This is a genomic window from Vibrio sp. TRT 17S01 (genome assembly GCF_050113695.1).
In the GTDB taxonomy this organism is placed as follows: Bacteria; Pseudomonadota; Gammaproteobacteria; order Enterobacterales; family Vibrionaceae; genus Vibrio.
Genome location: NZ_JBNJOG010000005.1, coordinates 150,871 through 168,233, shown reverse-complemented (window position 1 = coordinate 168,233; position 17,363 = coordinate 150,871). Strand labels below are relative to the sequence as shown.

Below are 17,363 nucleotides of genomic sequence, written 5' to 3'. Positions count from 1 at the left end.
AAAATATAAAGGAAAAATATAGAGTTATAAATACAATATTAGTGATATACGTGTTTATATCTACATTAATTTCTGAATGAGGTGCAATAATAAATTAAATGAATTGTCTTGTATTTGATAAAATAAAAGCACCGTAATTCTTGATAAATTTTATAGATTAAAGAAATTGAAGAGGGCTTTGGTCTTTTATGCGTAACTTCCGTGTTCATTCCTGAACATTTTCACCAATTCTTCCATGACAAGCTTTTTTGGTGTGGACATCGAAGTCTTCTTCGAAGTCAGCATCCATATCTCTCGAGTAATAGGGATTTCTGGTTCTACCATAATCAATGAACTTGAACTAAGTGCAAGTCTCGGTATAAGTGCAATACCGTAACCATGTTCTGCCGCTTTCTTCTGAGCAGAGATTGTATCTGTTTGGAGTTTTATCGCTTTGGTACCGAACTTCTCAATCAGGAATTTGCACTCTGTAAGGTGACTGAATTCTGCAGTATATGTAATGATATTGATTGGCTCATCGTATTCCAATCGTTTCATCCAGTAGTCAGTACCGCATAATACATACTCTACCTCTCCTAACTTCCTACAGATAGACTCCCCTTTTTCAGGAAGATCCAAACGAAGTGCTATGTCAGCCTCTTGTTTAGCAATATTCACGTTTCGACTCGATGTATCAATTTCAAATCTCAGTTCGGGAAATCGCGCATGCAACTTCTTCAAGTTTTCGATGACGAAATGTTCTGCTAAAAACGGAACCATAGAAATTTTTGCATACTGGTTAAACTTTGCTTCGGGTGAAAGTGACTCTGATAGGCTGTTGATTTTATCTCTTAGATCTACCGAACGTTCGTATAGTAGCTTCCCTTCAATCGTTGAATCAAATCCGTCAGCGGTGCGGTTAAATAATTTGAGTTTTAGAGAGTCTTCCAATCGATCTATGCGCCTCGAAACGGTAGCATAATTTACGTTCAACCTATGAGCTGCCGTACTTACTTTACCCGTTTCATAAAGTACTAAGAAAAACTTCAAATCGTCCCAGTTACTGTTGTTCATTTATCGTCCTTTTATTGAACTAATTATCGAATCCATTCTGGAAATATACAATCTAACAACCCTTAAGAGTGACGCTGAAGAAGGCATATCAACTCGTATCTGGCCGTCAGGCTATTCCGTATAGTCAGTGATTTCAATTTAACCCAATATAACTTATTTGAATACAATGGATTAGAGCATATGCACTTAACAGATTTTGTCTAATAGTAAGTTGTAGCAATAGAGAAAAAGAAACTCTAGAAGAAAGTTGCTTTTAACGAAGTGATAGTATTTCTTCTGTTCTTAAGGTAAGCACTTCATATCCGGTTTCAGTTACCAAGATGGTGTGCTCAGATTGTGCTGAAAGTTTTTTATCGCGGGTTACGACCGTCCAGCCATCCCTCTTTGTTTTTACTTTTGCCGTTCCTTGATTCACCATGGGTTCAATCGTAAAGATCATGCCTTCTTCAAGCGTTAACCCTGTATTTGGTAAACCATAATGTAAAACTTGCGGAGACTCGTGCATTTCTCGGCCAATGCCATGGCCACAATATTCCCGAACAATATTGTAACCATAAGACTCTGCAAACGACTGAATCGCATAACCAATATCGCCTAATTTCGCCCCGGGTTTGACTTGTTTGATCCCTTGCCACATCGTTTGATAGGTCACATCGACCAGTTGTTTGGCCAAAGGAGAGGCATTTGGCATTACATACATCTTGCTTGAGTCGGCAATGAAACCATCTTTTTCCAACGTGATATCAACATTGACAATATCCGTTGGTTTGAGGATTTGGTCGACTTTAGGAATTCCATGACATACCACTTCATTTAGTGATGTGTTGAGGACATATGGGTAACCGTACTGGCCTTTGCTTGCGGGACGCGCATTGAGTTGATTAACAATGAAATGCTCAACGTGATTGTTGATGTCCATCGTTGATATCCCAGGGCGAATATAGTCATCTAACATGTGAAAAACACGTGCAAGCAGTTTCCCTGAGTTCCGCATTAATACCACTTCATCTAAGGTTTTTATGGTTACCTTATTGCTCAAGATTATGTGCCTCTTTTGTGGTGATGTTGGTCGGTGAAACATCTGCAGACTTCATCAGGTCGGAGACGATTTCATGAAAGGAGAGTTGTGGATGCAGCTCTGAGAGCATACCGATTTTAATCCAAAACTCTGCTTGAGAATTAATTGAGCGAGACATGACGGAGCTGGCTTTTCGCAGCTCTTCATGGAGGTCATCTGAAATTTTAACTATACCCATGAACTATGAATTGTGTATGAAACGTATATAAATGATATGCACGATGTTTCAATTGTCAAATGATGTAAAAAACATAGGAGTATAAACCCGCTGTTGTTGAGGTATTTGGTATGGATAACCGTTATTATTCGTTTCTGTTTCTTTGGTATTTCTTGCTATGAACAACTACTTTGAAAGCCCTTTCTCGGGCAAATCTCTTAAAGAACAAGTCACGAACTCTAATATTATTGTGGGCCGTTACAGTTATTACTCGGGTTATTACCATGGGCATGGTTTTGATGATTGCGCTCGTTATTTGTCCGATGAAAGGGATGACGTTGATAAACTGATCATTGGCAGCTTCTGCTCTATTGGTTCCGGTGCCGTCTTCATGATGGCAGGGAATCAAGGACATCGACATGACTGGGTAAGTACGTTTCCTTTCTTCTACCAGCAAGATGAGTTGTTTTCACAAGCTCGTGATGGTTTTCAGCCTGTTGGTGATACTGTTATTGGAAATGATGTGTGGATTGGTTCTGAAGCGATGATTATGCCCGGCGTTAAAGTGGGGGATGGGGCGATCATTGCAAGTCGTGCTGTAGTGACGAAAGACGTGGAACCCTATCAAGTTGTCGGGTCTAACCCTGCGAAGCATATCCGTTATCGCTTTTCACCGAAGCAAATTAACCAGTTGCTGGAAATGAAATGGTGGCAGTGGTCAGATAAAGCGCTTAAAGACGCGATGCCTATATTAACCTCCGGCGATATTGAGGCCTTGTACCAATACTGGCAAGGGGTAAAGTGAAACAATACTCAAATTTGCGACGGTTGGATTTGTAATATGGGGCTAATTATATAAATACTGAGAAAGTTTATTTGCTCAGATATAATCTCATATTATTGACTTTATCAATATTGCTAGGAAAGCAGATGAAAGCCAAGGACTTTGATAAATGGTCACTAACACGTCGTAGAGGGTTCCTCAGTTACATTCTCTCAAGGATCTTTATATTCAGTATGTTTGTGGCGGTTTTACGTATTGTTGCGTATTTTGCGCTCGGCAGTGAGATGCCCATGATCCGTTTTATCAACGAACATACGCGATTATTGGTTATGCTAACGCTTACGTTGCCACTACTGTGTTCTGGTTGCTGGCTTTTTCGAGAGTATGAATACAGAAAAGAGTTAATGCGACGACAAAGTGCGTAAGTCAATATAATAAAAAGCCCGCTTGCAACAGCGGGCTTTTTATTATCAGTGGCTCTTTCTCGGGCCGTTTTTCACCAAATCTTGGCCGGATTTGAATATTTCATCGGTCACCCAGCGAGCTAGCAACAGTTGATGCTTGTCATCTAATACGGCGACAAAATGACGACCATCAGCATTGTTGGTTGCCATCGCAACGCCAGCGACGCCTTCTAGCCCCAATCCACCGTTTTCTACGGCGACCAAGAAGTGCTCAAGTTCTTCCAGCGTTGCAATTATATTATTGGTATGGTTCATCTGTATTCACTTTACATCGTTCACTTTAATAGGGGGATTATTTCACGCTTAAGCGAAGTATCAAAGTGTTCACGTGAACTTACTTTGCATTCATAAACCATTCTGGAGGGATCCAAGTTCCTTCGATATGTTTGTTCCCCCAACGAGAAATTGCTTGAAGGATGGGCAATGTGTCTTCACCTTTTGGCGTCAGCTGGTATTTATATCGCTTGGGTTTGGTTTGATACAGCTCTTTACGCAGCATGCCATTGAGTTCAAGCATTTTTAATCGGTCTGCGAGACGGTTTGTGGGGATCGCTTCAGGTGAGTTAGCAAACTCACTGTATGTGGTTTTACCACAGAGTAAGTCTCTTAGAATGATTAATGTCCATTTATCCCCGAAAATGTCTAAGCCATTTGCAATAGGGCAACCAGAGCGCAGAAAGTCATTGGTAGGCTTCACGATAACCTCAATGTTGTACTGATAATGAATAATAATAAGCGACTAACTTGCGAAATTGAAGTGACAAGACTAAGCTTTAGTAACTTCAATTTTGTAAGTGACTAAACTCAATCCTAATGTGAGGTAAACAATGAAAGGGATCTCGGGAAGATGTTTATGCGGGGAAGTACGTTATACCTGCTCGAAACCTGTAGTGATGGCAGGGTATTGTCAGTGTAAAGACTGCCAGAAACTGAGTGGTACAGGGCACACTGCCAATATAGCGGTACCTAAAGGCAGTTTAAGTTTTGTTGGTGAACTCGCGTATCATCAAAAGCAAGCCGACAGTGGTAATACCATTACACGTGGTTTTTGCCCAAAGTGTGGCTCACATATCTACGCGTCAAACAACGGTATGTCAGAATTTGAGTTTATTAGGGCGGGCAGTCTGGATGATTTGGAGTTATTTAAACCGTCGATGGTGGTTTATGCATCCAGCGGAGCTTCATGGGATCACCTTTCACAGGAACTCCCTAAGTTTGACAAGATGCCCGAGCTTTAAACCTAGTTGTTAGTATGACCAAGGAGGTTACGATGAAAACCATGACATGTGTACAGCTTGGAGGAGCTTGCGATAAATCATTTAGCGCAGACACTTTCGAAGAAATTGTTGAAATGAGTAAGCAGCATGGTATGGAAATGTACCAACAACAAGATGCCAAGCACCTTGAAGCGATGGGTAAAATTCAGCAGCTCATGCAAGACCCACAAGCAATGCAAGCTTGGTTCCAGAGCAAGAAAAATGAATTTGAATCATTGGCAGACGATTAGAAATCAATAAAGCACTGATGGAAACCATCAGTGCTTTTGGCTAATTAGTCAGTGATATTCACTTTATGGCCCAAGTATTGAACATCGATCGACGCATAGCCTAAATTGACAGATTCAAATTGTTTGCTTAGCTCGCGAGCGTGTTGTGCATCTTTGGCCAAAAAAGCGACGGAATATATCGGTCTTTCAACGCCATTACTCATTTTTTGTGTGTTGATGTAGGCTGATGTCACTAGTCCGGCTTGGTTAAGGCTGATCACGCGCTGAAGATCAATACCTAATACACGATCAATTTCAAGCGGTTCAATCTCTTCTTTCCATGTAAAGGTCACGCCATAGTTGTTATACACGGGCGTATTATCCAGCCATTTTGCACCTAAGTTTTGGATTTTGTGGATTTTAACCAGCTCCTTTTCATACATAGGTAAGCGATGAAGCTTTTCTGTTACTTCTTTCTCGCTATCACCAGTGATGACAAATTTAAGCAGTTGTGCTGGCTTACCATCGATATTGCTTTTCACCAAAAACATATCTTTGATCTCGCCTTTTTTGACGAGTTTGTGGAATTCATCTTTTTGTTCTGGAAGTACCTTTAAGACTTCTTCTGCATCTGTGGTGTTCCAAACTAATTCAACGCCAAAGTCGTCTGCTGTTGCGTACGCTGATGTTGCAGCAAGAGTACTGGCAAGCAAATATTGAAGTGCTTTGTTCATAGTGTTTCCTTTTCAGTGTCTGTTGTGGAGAGTTACCATCGAGAACGGTAGGTTCGGTGGCAGTTACGGCATGTTTTCTGGGCAGCTTCTAGCCCTTGTTGTGACAATGTTTGGTTTTGATTTTGAGCGCCAAGATTGAGTTGCGTGAAGCCCAGAATCATCTGGTGGAGTAAATTGTGAAACTTTTCAGAGTCTTGCCATATTTCAATTTTTGCTTTGCTGTTGGAGTCACTCCCTGTTGGAAATAACCCGGATAAGGATTGGCTGTGTGCGACTAATTGTTCACTGGCTTTGGTGATCTCATCCCATTGCAGATCGTGATTATCGAGCAAGCTTTCCACTCGTTCACTTTGCTGCTCAATTGATTTGAAGGCTTGCTGACGTTGCTCTATTTGAGAGTCGAAGTTTTGCGCTTGGCTCCAAAGCGGGGCAAGCAGCAAAACGCCAAGAAAATACTTTTTCATTTGATCCTCGTTCTTATTGGTAGCTTTTGTGAGCAGAGGTTAATTTACACAACAATAGTTGCGCGCGCAACTGTTGTTGTGTAAATTAATTTGAAATGACAAATACAATGATTGATAGGTATTGAAATATGAAAGTGTGGGATTTGGCGACACGCCTTTATCATTGGCTTCAAGCTGTTTTATGCATTGCTTTGTTAGCCTCAGGGTTTTCTGGAAATGGGCCTCATGTCCAAATTGGTTTAGCCATATTTACGTTAGTCTTATGGCGACTGATCTGGGGAGTTACCGGAAGCCAAACCAGTCGATTCCGTGAATTTGTTCGTTCTCCAACCACTGTTATTCGCTATTTGCGTGGTAAAGAGTCATCGGGCGTTGGTCATAATCCCGCAGGGGGATGGATGGTTGTAATGATGATCACCGCGCTATTGTTGCAGTGTATTTCAGGGATGGCGATCGCGGGTTTTCTTGACAATATTCCAGTGATTAATTCTCTCATAACAGACAACGTTTTTTCAGTGCTTGAATCTATGCATATGGCTTTGGCTCGCATAATCCCTGCTCTAGTCCTTATTCACGTTGGCGCGATACTTGTTTACAAGCTTCGTTCTAAACCGCTTGTTCTGGCGATGTTTACTGGTGTACAGAATGAAGCGTCTGATCGCGAAACACTGTATTTCGCCTCGAACCTTAAGGCACTTTTCGTGCTAATGGCGGCTCTATTGGTTACTATACTTCTCGTAGCTATAGCATGAGAGAGTTAGATGAGAATTAATGAGTGTAACATTTGATAGGCAAACTAGTTTTGGATGGATGATTAATGTAATTGCAAACCAGGCATCAAAGAAGTTTGATTCTGAATTAAAGAAACATGGTCTTACAATCGCCCTATGGCCAACAATGATGTGCTTATGGGAAGAAGAGGGAGTAACACAGAAAGATATTGCTATCAAATCTAAAGTTGAAAGTTCAACGACAACCAGAACATTGGATAAACTGGAAAAACTAGGTTTAGTCATACGCCAAGATGACCCAAATAGCCGCCGTTCTTTCAGAATATTCTTGACGGATGAAGGCAAGCAATTGAAGGATGTGTTATTGCCAATCCCTGTCGCGGTAAATAAAGAACTCATGAGCTCATTGGAGCCTGATGAGCAAAAGCAAATGATCGCTCTTTTGCAAAAAATGGTCGCGGCGATTTGATTGTCTGCTCAGATAAAGCTTAAAAAGCCATCACTGACTCGGTGATGGCTTTTTTGTTTGTGCGGCTGACTCTAACATGTGAAATGGATGGGCACACACAAGGATAATGAACGAGATAAAACTGAGAATGAGGCCAGTTTTGTGTCAACGATTAGCAAATTGATAAGGTGATCATCCTTAACGTGTTCGAAAAATGGAACTATAGAAACCAGCGGCGGTGAATCAAACAAAAAGGAACTCATATCAATGCTTAGTCCAATTAAAAATGTGGTTTTTGATGTTGGCAATGTGCTGGTGCGCTGGGCACCAGAAGAGATTGTGCGATTGACGTTTGGTAATGATGTTGATGTACAAGTAAAAGCTAAAGCGATTTTTGGTCATGAACTTTGGTTGGCGCTCAATCGTGGAGAATTTACCGAAGAAGACGTCAAAAAGCAGTATCAAATCGAGCTAGGGCTATCTGAAGATGAGTTAGACACGTTGTTTTTCTACGTTAAGGAAAGCTTAATTCCTATCTATGGTTCATTAGCGCTTTTAAGAACTCTCAAAAGTCAGGGGTATAAAGTCTATGCGTTGACCGACAACGTGCATGAAATTGTTACGTTTCTTAAGCAGCGTTATGAGTTTTGGCATGAGTTTGATGGTGCGATTGTTTCTGCTGAAGTGGGTTGTTTAAAACCGGGAAAAGAGATCTATCATCACTTACTTGCGCAATATGATCTAAACCCAGAACAAACGGTTTTTCTCGATGATATGTCGCCAAACGTTGAAGGGGCTCAACATGTTGGTATTCATGCTATTCAGTTTTTAAATGCGCAGCAAGCGACACAAGCGCTGAACAAACTTGGCGTCACGGTTTAGCCCTGAGTGAACGTGACCCACATTAGCCATTGATACCAATAAACTTTTAAAAGTATAGCTTTCTGGTATGTTTAATTGAAACAGCAGTTTGTTCTTGTGGTTTAAGAGGTATTAATGGCGACCATTTCAGATGTGTCTCGCATGGCTGGCGTATCCAAAGCAACAGTATCACGCGTGATTAATGGCACAGGACAAGTCAAAGAGAGCACGCGTCTTTTAGTCGAATCGGTGATGAAGGAGCTGAATTACAAGCCCAGCTCGGTAGCACAGGCTTTGGCGACTCGCAGTGGTAATAGCATTGGTCTGGTGCTGTCTGACTTTACGGGGAGTTATTTTGGGCTGTTGCTCAAACAAGCTTCCGAGAGTGCAGAACAAATGGGTAAACAGCTGCTGATTGCTGATGGACACAATCAAGCAGAAAGTGAGCTACATGCAGTGCATTCTCTTGTCGAGAAAAAATGCGATGTGGTTATTTTGTATAGCCGAATGCTTTCTGAAGAGCAGGTGATAGCGCTTAACCAATCTATTGATGTGCCTTTGGTTAACGTAGGTCGACGATTACCGCAGTCTGCGGGATTTTCTGTCAGTTTTGATCAACAGCATGCGGTGGCTATGGCTGTTGAACACTTGGTTTTATTGGGGCACCAATCCATCACTTATGTTGGCCCTGCGCCTAAAACACCTACATCAGTTTCTCGTTTAGCTGGGTTTCAATCGGCTATCCAGAGTTACGCTTTGCAAAAGGTATCAGGTAACCACGTGCCTTGTAATTTTGGCTTTATCGAAGGTTATGCTGCGGGTAAGGTTCTGCTCAATGAAGGTGAGTTACCTCCTGCTATTGTGACTGCGTCAGACGATATTGCGGTGGGCTGCATTAAAGCTTTCGCAGAGCAAGGTATTGTTGTCCCTGACGATGTGTCTATTGTCAGTATTGATAATGATCCGTGCAGCGCTTTTGTCACGCCATCTTTGACAACCGTGGATCTTCCGATCCAAGCCATAACCGAACGAGCAATGGAAGTTGCTCAGCAATTGATTCAAGGCCAACCTATTCCTCCAGTGGAAGTCATCCAAGGCAGCTTGGTCCCACGCGATTCTGCAAAATCGATTTCCCTATAAATCTAACCTTAGTGCTTTGTATTTTTGCAGGGCACGTTTCTCTTTCTTCTTCGATCCTCATTCTTGTTCAACTAGACATAAATTTAATTCGCTTTGGATAAAAAGTAGACATATGTAACAAATTTTATATTCGCGTCAGTTATTTTATTCTCTCTGTTGTATATATGTAACCGGTTACTGAAACCGGTTACATTTTGGCTAAGGAAGCAGTCAAAGGAGAGACAGTATGAAAGTTTTTTTATGTTGTGCGGCTGGCATGTCTACCAGCATGCTAGTCAGTAAGATGGAACAAAGCGCGAAAGAGAAAGGGGTGGAGTGTGAAATCTCAGCCCACTCGATCGCTGAGTTTGAAGAGTGCTTAAAGTGGAGTGATGTTTGTTTGGTCGCCCCACAGGTACGATTCAAATACGAAGAATTTAAGCGTGCAGCCAATGAGCAAGGGAAGGGATGCGGGCTTATCGATATGATGAACTATGGCTTATTGAATGGTGAAGCAGTACTTGAGCAAGCGATAGCACTTTTTAATGCACACAGTACAACAACGGAGAGCTAAGCCATGGCGTTTTTCGATAAGGTATTAAGTTTTGTAGAAAATGTAGTTGCACCGGTGGCGGGTAAAATCTCTGCCCAGCGGCATGTTAATGCGATTAAAGATGGCTTTGTATCAACCATGCCATTTTTGATTGTGGGCTCTTTACTTTTGGTGCTCGCGTTCCCGCCCTCTGAAGGTAATTTCTTTTTTGATGGCTGGCACGGTTTAATTGCAGCAATCGGTAAAGATAACATCATGGCACCTTTCCAACTGAGTATGGGGATCTTTGCTCTTTACGCGACCTTTGGTATTGCTTTTAGCTTGGCAGAGTCATACAAACTTCGTGCAATGAACACCGGTATGTTGGCGATGTTCGCCTTTTTGCTCTCGGTTGCACCGATGGTGAATGTAGAAATTGGTGGTGTGTTACCCGGCGCATTTTTAGGTGGCACAGGGGCATTCACGGCCATTTTATGCGGTTTATTAGTGCCAGAAATGCAGCGTTTGCTGATCAAATACAACATTCGTATCAAAATGCCGGATGCGGTACCGCCAAAGATTTCAGCATCGTTCGATTTGCTGATCCCTATTGTGTTTATTTCTGTGATCATCATGTCGATCAACGTGTTCCTTGGTCAGTACGATTTGAAGATCCCAACAGCAATCATGCAGCTGTTCCAGCCTCTAGTTTTAGCTTCTGATAGCTACATTGCCTGTTTAATTGCGGTACTGATTGTCCAAATTCTTTGGTTCAGTGGTATTCACGGCGGATCGGTAGTCGGCGGTATTATTGGTCCAATGTTATTAATTAACCTTGGCTTGAACCAAGATGCATTAGCCGCTGGTGAGCCGCTTCCTGCGATTTTCATTAACCCTGTTATGGACTTCTTTATCTTCGTCGGTGGTGCTGGTGGTACATGGGGTCTAGTGGTGCTAATGATGCGCTCAAAAGCGACCCAACTGAAAACCATCGGTAAGATGTCGATTGTTCCGGGTACATTTAACATCAATGAGCCTGTGATCTTCGGTACACCGATTGTCATGAACCCAATCTACTTCATTCCTTGGTTGCTAGCGCCAACCATCAATACATCAATCGTTTGGCTGGCGTTTAAGACAGGTTTTGTTGCCAAGATCATTGCTATCCCACCATGGACAATGCCAGCACCAATTGGCGCAATCATTGCGACCAACTCAGGTACAGCGGCACTTGTAGTATTGAGCAGTATCATTATCAGCGCATTGGTGTTCTACCCATTCTTGAAAATTCATGAGAGACAACTGCTGAAAGAAGAGAATGCAATGAATGAAGCTACTGCGACACCAACTGGTGCCACCGAAGCACAAGGAGAGTTGGCGCGATGAGTTTTGAAATTAAAGCCCCCGAAGATATTACAGAAGAGTTCTTGATGATGCTGCTATGCCAAGTAGGAGAGGCACGTTCAGCTTGTATGGAAGCCATGTCTCTTGCTCGTCAGGACAAATTTCACAAGGCAAAAGAGTTACTTGCGGCGGCAGATGACGCACTGATTGCCGTACACAAGTCACAAACCTCTTTGATTGGTTTTGATGAGGGAGCAGGCAAAGTGCCGATGACCTTGATTTTGACCCACATACAAGATCACATCATGACAACCATGTTATGCCGTGAGATGGCAGAAGAAGTCATCGCTATTCATAAGAAACTGGAAAAGGTAATTCAACATGAAGAAGCGCATATTTGATTACACAGCCGAAGACCTTCGTCATGCGTCGCGCAAGCAAATCGTCAACAGTATTCGTAATTCTGAAGGGCGAACACTGATGGTTGAAAATGTAGTCGCGATTACGCCACCACTCGATGTGGTTTCGGGAGCTGAGATTGCGGCGGCGTTTGGTGCTGATATGATCACGCTAAATTGTCTCGATGTGATGAAACCAGCAATTAAAATTTTGTCCGAGAATCCAGATGAAACCATGTCTATTGCCGAAGTGAAAGCGGCCACAGGCCGGTTGATTGGGTGTAACCTCGAGCCTATCCCCGATGATGTCAAACACGTTGATGTCGGCCGGACCGTGACAAAGGAGACTGTTCAAAAAGCAGTAGAACTGGGATTGGATTATGTGATGTTGACCGGAAACCCGGGTAACTGTGTCACACAGGAAACAATCCTAGATGCGATTTCTTTAGTCCGTAGTGTGTCGCAAGAGTTGATCATCGTTGCCGGTAAAATGCATGCAGGGGGCGTCGGTAACGACTATAACCTCAGTATTGTTCCTGCCTTTGCTGAAGCGGGCGCTGACATCATGATGTTCCCAGCGCCCTATACCACTCCGGGGGTTGACCCAACATTAGCACGTGAAATGATGTCTGCAGTTCATAAAACGGGCATGCTTGGAATGTTGGCCATTGGCACTTCTCAAGAAGGTGCCGATGAATCCTATATTGAACAAGTCGCCATCGCGGCTAAGGCTGCTGGTGCGGACGTGGTGCATATTGGTGATGGTGGCTACAGTGGTATTGCACCACCAGAAAACATCATGAAGCTAGGCATTACCTTACGTGGTCGACGCCATCAATATAAGCGAATGGCCAATCGGCGATAGCGCTTCGTTTTCTCTAATTATCGGCGGGTAAACATTAAGCAGTTACCCGTCGTCAATAGCAGAGATTGATTTGCACTCATAGCAAGCAAACCCTTTGATACTAATTTTTTGCGTTAACGTTTGTTGGCGTGGCTTGCTACACCTTAAACAAAGGTATTTTCATCAATCGCTGTTATTCAATCCGTGTCTTTCTCGTATCTGTAGTTTAGATCGCGAGGGGTTTTCTCGTCTGTAATTTGCTATGGAATATACAATTATGAATAAGGTTAAATTTCCTCTTAAACTCTTAACCATTGCGTTGGCATCGCAGTTTGCATCAGCACCTTTGGTATTTGCTGACACCCCCCATCCTCAAGCCGATAAGCTCGATTTGTTATGGCAAGTGATTGACCATGATATCGGTGAAAATATATTTCTGGGTAGCCTAACAATCACAAATAATGGTAATGAAGCATTAGGTGATAAAAATTGGTCTCTGTATTTTAACTCTGTCCGTCCACCTGCATCGGTATTACCTGAAACCGACCCTAATGGGGAGAATGCTCGTCTGCAACTTGCACAACAAAATGTTTCTGTTCGAAATGCAGATACAGCAAAAAGTGGTGATTATTTTGTGCTTGAGCCTGTTGCTGGCTTTGAACCTATTTATCCGGGTGAGTCTCGTGAAATCATGATCACCGCGCAATATTGGCAAATGTTGAAAAACGACTCACCATCAGGTTTCCACATTTCGTTTGATGGTGCTGCACCACAAGCTGTGTCTGTCGATGTGTTTATGGACCCTGCGAATCCTAAACACACGCGTCAAAGCATTCATGATACGAAACCCGTCGAAACACCAGCTCTTCGTTTTGCGGGTAATAATTCTGCTCAGGTTACGTTGTCGGTTCAGCACCAAGTGGTCCCTCAATTGCAATCCGTTGAACCAACAAATGGCGCGTTCCTGACCTTACTAGGTTGGGTGGCTTCTATTCAAGCGCCTGAAAGCCTCAGCACAGAAGCGGCATATTTACAAAGTGCGCTTAAGGATTTGGTTCAAGGTGAGTTTCCTATTAATGCCACCAATCCTGATCCCGGCCATTTGATCACATTGAAGGTCAATCCAAATCTGGATACGGATGGTGATGGTGCTGCTGATAGTGAAGGGTATAAGCTCGATGTTGACCCTTTTAAAGGCATTACCATTGAAGGTAAGGACGCTGCGGGTGTGTTTTATGGCATTCAAACCTTACGTCAATTGATTCCCGAAGATGTTTATAAAGACTCTGTTGGTGCTAACAAGAAGCAACATGCGGTGATCCCAGCGTTTAGTGCTAAAGATGCTCCGCGTTTTGAGTACCGTGGCATGATGTTGGATGTGTCGCGTAACTTCCAAAGTAAGGAAACAGTACTGAAGCTGATTGACTTGCTTGCCTACTACAAAATCAACAAGTTTGAGATGAACGTGGCCAATGACGAAGGTTGGCGAATTGAAATTCCGGGCATTCCAGAATTGACTGAATTTGGCTCAAAACGAGGCTACGATGTCGAAGAGAAGCAAATGCTGCATACTTTTATGGGGGCCAGCAATGGTTTTGCAGCCGGTGATGGTATTGAAGGCAAGCCTGCGAATGCCACGGAAGCAAACAAAGGTGTACCGCCGCAATTCCAAGGGTTTGAAATTGCTCAGCAAAACTATCTGGGTGAAGGTTGGGGTTATTATACGGTTGAAGACTTTAAAGAAATATTGAAGTATGCCGCTGATCGCCATATTGATGTGATCTTGGAATATGATTTCCCTGCGCATGCACGAGCGGCAATTAAGGCTATGGAATATCGCTATAACAAATACAAAGACAGCGATCCGGTGGAGGCAAATCGTTATCGCTTGATTGATCCATTGAACGAATCCAAATTCTATACGCCTCAATTTTACACCGACAACATGGTTAACCCTGCGCTGGAAAGCACTTTTGCATTCTTAGAAAAGGTCATCAGTGAAACCAAGAAAATGTACGATGCGGTTCCTGAAGCCAAAATGACGCGATTGCATGGTGGTGGTGATGAACTTCCACACCTTGGACCTAATGAATGGTGGTCGAAATCACCTTTGGTTCAGGAAAACCCGGCAACAGCAGGTAAAACTGACCCAGAGTTATTCGATTACTTCTTTACTCGTTGGGCATCCATTATTCGTCAAAATGGATTCCAGATGGCAAGTTGGGGTGACGTATTAACCCATAATGGGACTGGTCAAGCGGACTACGGTGAGCTGTATCCATTATTCTGGAACAACGTATGGGGCTGGGGTAATGAGCATCAAGCGTATGTGTTTGCAAATAAAGGCTATAAGGTGGTGCTGTCTCATGCAACCAACTTATATTTCGATTTAGCCTACGCCAAGCATCCGGAAGAAGTCGGTTATCACTGGGCTGGTTACACCGATACTAAGAAAGCGTTTGAGTATCGCCCATTTAATATTTATGCCAATGGTAAAACCGACAAGCTGGGTAACCCGGTTCCTTGGAATCCGAATTGGGTGAACTTAAGTGAAGAAGGGAAAAAGAATGTGGTCGGTCTGCAAGGTCAGCTATTTGCTGAAAACTTAAAGTCGCCAGAGATCATGGAATATCTTACTTTTCCTAAATTATTGGGTGTTGCTGAGCGTGCTTGGGTGACCAATATGCCAGTAGAAGACGCACCTGATGCAACAGGGAAAACCTCGATGGATCGAGCGTGGGATACCTTCACGAATACGTTGGGTCAGTATGCATTAGACAAGTTGGAATACGTCCAGCCTGTTGATATTTACAACCAAATTCCAAGTCAACACGGTGTGAACTATCGAGTTCCTCTTCCTGGTGCGGTTGTAGAAGCAGGAGTGTTGAAAGTGAATAATCGATTCCCTGGCTTAGAAACCCAGTATTCGTTGGATGATGGTGAAACGTGGATTCCTTACTATGGACCTGTCGATGTCAGTCATGCCGAAAAGGTAAAAACTCGAACCATTACGGCCTCTGGTCGCAGTAGTCGAGTGGATTACGTCGCGCAATAAACACGTCTATCAGTAGGAATAAGCCAGCTTGGTTCCCCCTAGGCTGGCTTTTTTCATTTGGCACTTTCTAACCTTTTTGGGATCGGAGTATCTATCTAAAGGGTGATCTCCGTTTCAAGGTTTCGTTATCTAATGGATATAATATGACCACTCAAATATAAATTTTAAACATGTCAGTGGTAGTTATGGAAAACAATTCTCAAGAAGAGGCTAATCGCAGGCCGCTTGCGGTTCGTGACGTTGCATTAACCAAACGCATTGCGGTGTGGCTTAGCCAAAAAAATGTTACCCCAAATCAGATCTCTTTAATGAGTATTGTGTTTGCCGTGATTGGCTATGGGGCCGTATCAGGCTTCTATTTTTTCTCCTTTCCTTTTTTCCTTCTTCTGGCGGCGCTTTGTATTCAGTTGCGGCTGCTGTGTAATTTGTTTGATGGCATGGTCGCAGTTGAAGGGGGTAAGAAAACTCCGGCAGGTGAACTGTTTAATGACGTGCCAGATCGCATCGCGGATCCGCTTTTTATCATCGCTGCTGGGCTGGCGACAGAAAGTGTGTTTGGAATGCCATTGGCTTGGAGCTGCGCACTTGTTGCGGTCTTAACCGCGTATGTTCGAGTACTGGGTGTCAGTATGGGATGCCCAGCAGATTTTCGAGGCCCAATGGCCAAACAGCATCGTATGGCGCTGCTAACGGGTGTCTTTGTTGTGTTATTTGTACATTATCAATTTGAGCTATTACCTACCGTATTTAATTACTTGATGGACATTGCCCTTGTGGTGATGTTAATCGCAAGTGTCTACACCACATGGCGAAGACTTGCTGGTATCTATGCATTTAAAGCGGACAATTTTGCCAATGAGCAAAACGGAGAAGCAAAATGAGTCGTATTCCTTCCCATTCTCTGTACCTAATGATTGCCATTGTTGCGGCGTTATTGGTTGGTACCGCCGTTTACTTGTGGCTGTCACGTACGCATCGAGAACGAGATTACCTTGAACTAAAACTGCGCATCCGCTCATGGTGGTGGATGGTCGGTATTGTATTCGTGGTGTTAAATTTACCACTGCAATACACTTTGTTTTTTGTCGGCTTCCTAAGCTTTATGGCATTAAAAGAGTTCTTTTCTATTGTGCCAACGCGTATGGCAGATCGCCGAGTGATTTTCTGGGCTTACTTATCCATCCCATTTCAGTACTACTGGCTATCTCTAGGTTGGTATGGAATGTTTATCATCTTCATCCCAGTGTACATGTTCTTGTATTTGCCGATGGTCGCGGTGCTCATCGGTGAGACCAAAGGCTTTATTCGTTCTGCCGGTATTATCCATTGGTCGTTGATGTTAACGGTATTTTGCATCAGTCACATGGCGTATCTGTTGGTACTTCCAAGTTTGAATGAACAAGCGGGTTCAATGGGGATGCTGCTGTTTTTATTGGTATTCACTCAGCTCAATGATGTTTGTCAGTATGTGTGGGGTAAGTCTTTTGGTAAACATAAAATTGTGCCGAAAGTAAGCCCGAATAAGACTTGGGAAGGCTTTATTGGTGGCGGTGCAACCGTTATTCTTGCGTCTTATTTTGTTGCCCCTTATTTAACCCCACTTAGCTCGGAACAGGGATTAGTTGCCGGGATGATCATTGCGTTCAGTGGTTTCATTGGTGATTTGGTGATCTCGTCAGTTAAACGAGACTTAAAAATCAAAGATACCAGCCAATTTATTCCCGGCCATGGTGGCATACTCGATCGCGTGGACAGCTTGATGTTTACAGCACCACTGTTCTTCCATTACATCTACTACCTCTATTACTAAA

At 43.1% G+C, this 17,363-nt stretch carries 22 protein-coding genes; 15 read left to right on the top strand and 7 right to left on the bottom strand.

Annotated elements, in window-relative coordinates; genetic code table 11:
* Positions 1–186: 186 nt before the first annotated feature.
* The 3 genes from ACQEXS_RS10240 to ACQEXS_RS10230 all read right to left on the bottom strand — a co-directional run bounded on the left by ACQEXS_RS10240 (position 187) and on the right by ACQEXS_RS10230 (position 2,309).
* A complete protein-coding gene (locus ACQEXS_RS10240) occupies positions 187–1,053 on the bottom strand; it encodes a LysR family transcriptional regulator (protein ID WP_427013750.1) in 867 nt (288 codons plus the stop codon).
* Positions 1,054–1,306: 253 nt separating this feature from the next.
* A complete protein-coding gene (gene map / locus ACQEXS_RS10235) occupies positions 1,307–2,092 on the bottom strand; it encodes a type I methionyl aminopeptidase (RefSeq protein WP_427013749.1) in 786 nt (261 codons plus the stop codon).
* Positions 2,082–2,309 (bottom strand): ParD-like family protein, encoded by a 228-nt coding sequence (locus ACQEXS_RS10230; protein WP_427013748.1) that lies wholly within the window; start codon positions 2,307–2,309, stop codon positions 2,082–2,084. The genes map and ACQEXS_RS10230 overlap by 11 nt, the downstream gene beginning before the upstream one ends.
* 157 nt (positions 2,310–2,466) lie before the next feature.
* Here ACQEXS_RS10230 and catB point away from each other — a divergent pair, with 157 nt between their 5' ends.
* Positions 2,467–3,093 carry a type B chloramphenicol O-acetyltransferase gene (catB, locus tag ACQEXS_RS10225; protein ID WP_427013747.1) on the top strand — a complete coding sequence of 209 codons (627 nt, stop codon included), beginning with the start codon at positions 2,467–2,469 and terminating at the stop codon, positions 3,091–3,093.
* Positions 3,094–3,218: 125 nt separating this feature from the next.
* Positions 3,219–3,497 (top strand): hypothetical protein, encoded by a 279-nt coding sequence (locus tag ACQEXS_RS10220; protein WP_427010711.1) that lies wholly within the window; start codon positions 3,219–3,221, stop codon positions 3,495–3,497.
* A gap of 45 nt (positions 3,498–3,542) precedes the next feature.
* Here ACQEXS_RS10220 and ACQEXS_RS10215 read toward each other — a convergent pair whose 3' ends face one another.
* On the bottom strand, positions 3,543–3,791 hold the full coding sequence (locus ACQEXS_RS10215) for a hypothetical protein (RefSeq protein WP_427013746.1): 249 nt from the start codon (positions 3,789–3,791) through the stop codon (positions 3,543–3,545).
* 79 nt (positions 3,792–3,870) lie between these two features.
* Complete coding sequence (locus ACQEXS_RS10210) at positions 3,871–4,233, bottom strand: winged helix-turn-helix transcriptional regulator (RefSeq protein ID WP_427013745.1); 363 nt, start codon at positions 4,231–4,233, stop codon at positions 3,871–3,873.
* A gap of 130 nt (positions 4,234–4,363) precedes the next feature.
* Here ACQEXS_RS10210 and ACQEXS_RS10205 point away from each other — a divergent pair, with 130 nt between their 5' ends.
* Complete coding sequence (locus ACQEXS_RS10205; RefSeq protein ID WP_367990262.1) at positions 4,364–4,774, top strand: GFA family protein; 411 nt, start codon at positions 4,364–4,366, stop codon at positions 4,772–4,774.
* A gap of 32 nt (positions 4,775–4,806) precedes the next feature.
* Positions 4,807–5,043 (top strand): DUF1059 domain-containing protein, encoded by a 237-nt coding sequence (locus ACQEXS_RS10200; RefSeq protein WP_367990261.1) that lies wholly within the window; start codon positions 4,807–4,809, stop codon positions 5,041–5,043.
* A 44-nt stretch (positions 5,044–5,087) separates the two neighbouring features.
* On the opposite strand, the gene ACQEXS_RS10195 is transcribed toward ACQEXS_RS10200, so the two are convergent.
* Both ACQEXS_RS10195 and ACQEXS_RS10190 read right to left on the bottom strand, forming a co-directional pair.
* A complete protein-coding gene (locus ACQEXS_RS10195) occupies positions 5,088–5,756 on the bottom strand; it encodes a hypothetical protein (protein WP_427010709.1) in 669 nt (222 codons plus the stop codon).
* 32 nt (positions 5,757–5,788) lie between these two features.
* Positions 5,789–6,220 carry a c-type cytochrome gene (locus ACQEXS_RS10190; RefSeq protein ID WP_427013744.1) on the bottom strand — a complete coding sequence of 144 codons (432 nt, stop codon included), beginning with the start codon at positions 6,218–6,220 and terminating at the stop codon, positions 5,789–5,791.
* A 128-nt stretch (positions 6,221–6,348) separates the two neighbouring features.
* On the opposite strand from ACQEXS_RS10190, the gene ACQEXS_RS10185 reads away from it, so the two are divergent.
* The 11 genes from ACQEXS_RS10185 to ACQEXS_RS10135 all read left to right on the top strand — a co-directional run bounded on the left by ACQEXS_RS10185 (position 6,349) and on the right by ACQEXS_RS10135 (position 17,362).
* Positions 6,349–6,972: a cytochrome b/b6 domain-containing protein gene (locus ACQEXS_RS10185; protein ID WP_367990258.1), complete on the top strand. Its 624-nt coding sequence runs from the start codon at positions 6,349–6,351 to the stop codon at positions 6,970–6,972.
* Between the two features lie 19 nt (positions 6,973–6,991).
* On the top strand, positions 6,992–7,420 hold the full coding sequence (locus tag ACQEXS_RS10180) for a MarR family winged helix-turn-helix transcriptional regulator (RefSeq protein ID WP_367990257.1): 429 nt from the start codon (positions 6,992–6,994) through the stop codon (positions 7,418–7,420).
* A 246-nt stretch (positions 7,421–7,666) separates the two neighbouring features.
* Positions 7,667–8,281 carry an HAD family hydrolase gene (locus tag ACQEXS_RS10175; protein WP_427013743.1) on the top strand — a complete coding sequence of 205 codons (615 nt, stop codon included), beginning with the start codon at positions 7,667–7,669 and terminating at the stop codon, positions 8,279–8,281.
* A 114-nt stretch (positions 8,282–8,395) separates the two neighbouring features.
* Complete coding sequence (locus ACQEXS_RS10170) at positions 8,396–9,400, top strand: LacI family DNA-binding transcriptional regulator (RefSeq protein WP_427013742.1); 1,005 nt, start codon at positions 8,396–8,398, stop codon at positions 9,398–9,400.
* 226 nt (positions 9,401–9,626) lie between these two features.
* Positions 9,627–9,953, top strand: a complete 327-nt coding sequence (locus ACQEXS_RS10165; RefSeq protein ID WP_367990254.1) for a PTS sugar transporter subunit IIB — start codon at positions 9,627–9,629, stop codon at positions 9,951–9,953.
* Positions 9,954–9,956: 3 nt separating this feature from the next.
* Positions 9,957–11,297, top strand: a complete 1,341-nt coding sequence (locus tag ACQEXS_RS10160) for a PTS sugar transporter subunit IIC (protein ID WP_367990253.1) — start codon at positions 9,957–9,959, stop codon at positions 11,295–11,297.
* The gene (locus ACQEXS_RS10155) at positions 11,294–11,656 is read left to right on the top strand and encodes a PTS lactose/cellobiose transporter subunit IIA (protein WP_427010704.1); all 363 of its coding nucleotides are present in this window, start codon (positions 11,294–11,296) and stop codon (positions 11,654–11,656) included. Before ACQEXS_RS10160 ends, ACQEXS_RS10155 begins: the two co-directional genes overlap by 4 nt.
* Complete coding sequence (locus ACQEXS_RS10150) at positions 11,637–12,518, top strand: dihydrodipicolinate synthase (protein ID WP_427013741.1); 882 nt, start codon at positions 11,637–11,639, stop codon at positions 12,516–12,518. Before ACQEXS_RS10155 ends, ACQEXS_RS10150 begins: the two co-directional genes overlap by 20 nt.
* A gap of 256 nt (positions 12,519–12,774) precedes the next feature.
* A complete protein-coding gene (locus tag ACQEXS_RS10145) occupies positions 12,775–15,552 on the top strand; it encodes a family 20 glycosylhydrolase (RefSeq protein WP_427013740.1) in 2,778 nt (925 codons plus the stop codon).
* A gap of 185 nt (positions 15,553–15,737) precedes the next feature.
* Entirely contained in the window at positions 15,738–16,433 is a 696-nt protein-coding gene (locus tag ACQEXS_RS10140) for a CDP-alcohol phosphatidyltransferase family protein (RefSeq protein ID WP_427013739.1), read from the top strand.
* A complete protein-coding gene (locus ACQEXS_RS10135; RefSeq protein WP_367990248.1) occupies positions 16,430–17,362 on the top strand; it encodes a phosphatidate cytidylyltransferase in 933 nt (310 codons plus the stop codon). Before ACQEXS_RS10140 ends, ACQEXS_RS10135 begins: the two co-directional genes overlap by 4 nt.
* Position 17,363: the final 1 nt, after the last annotated feature.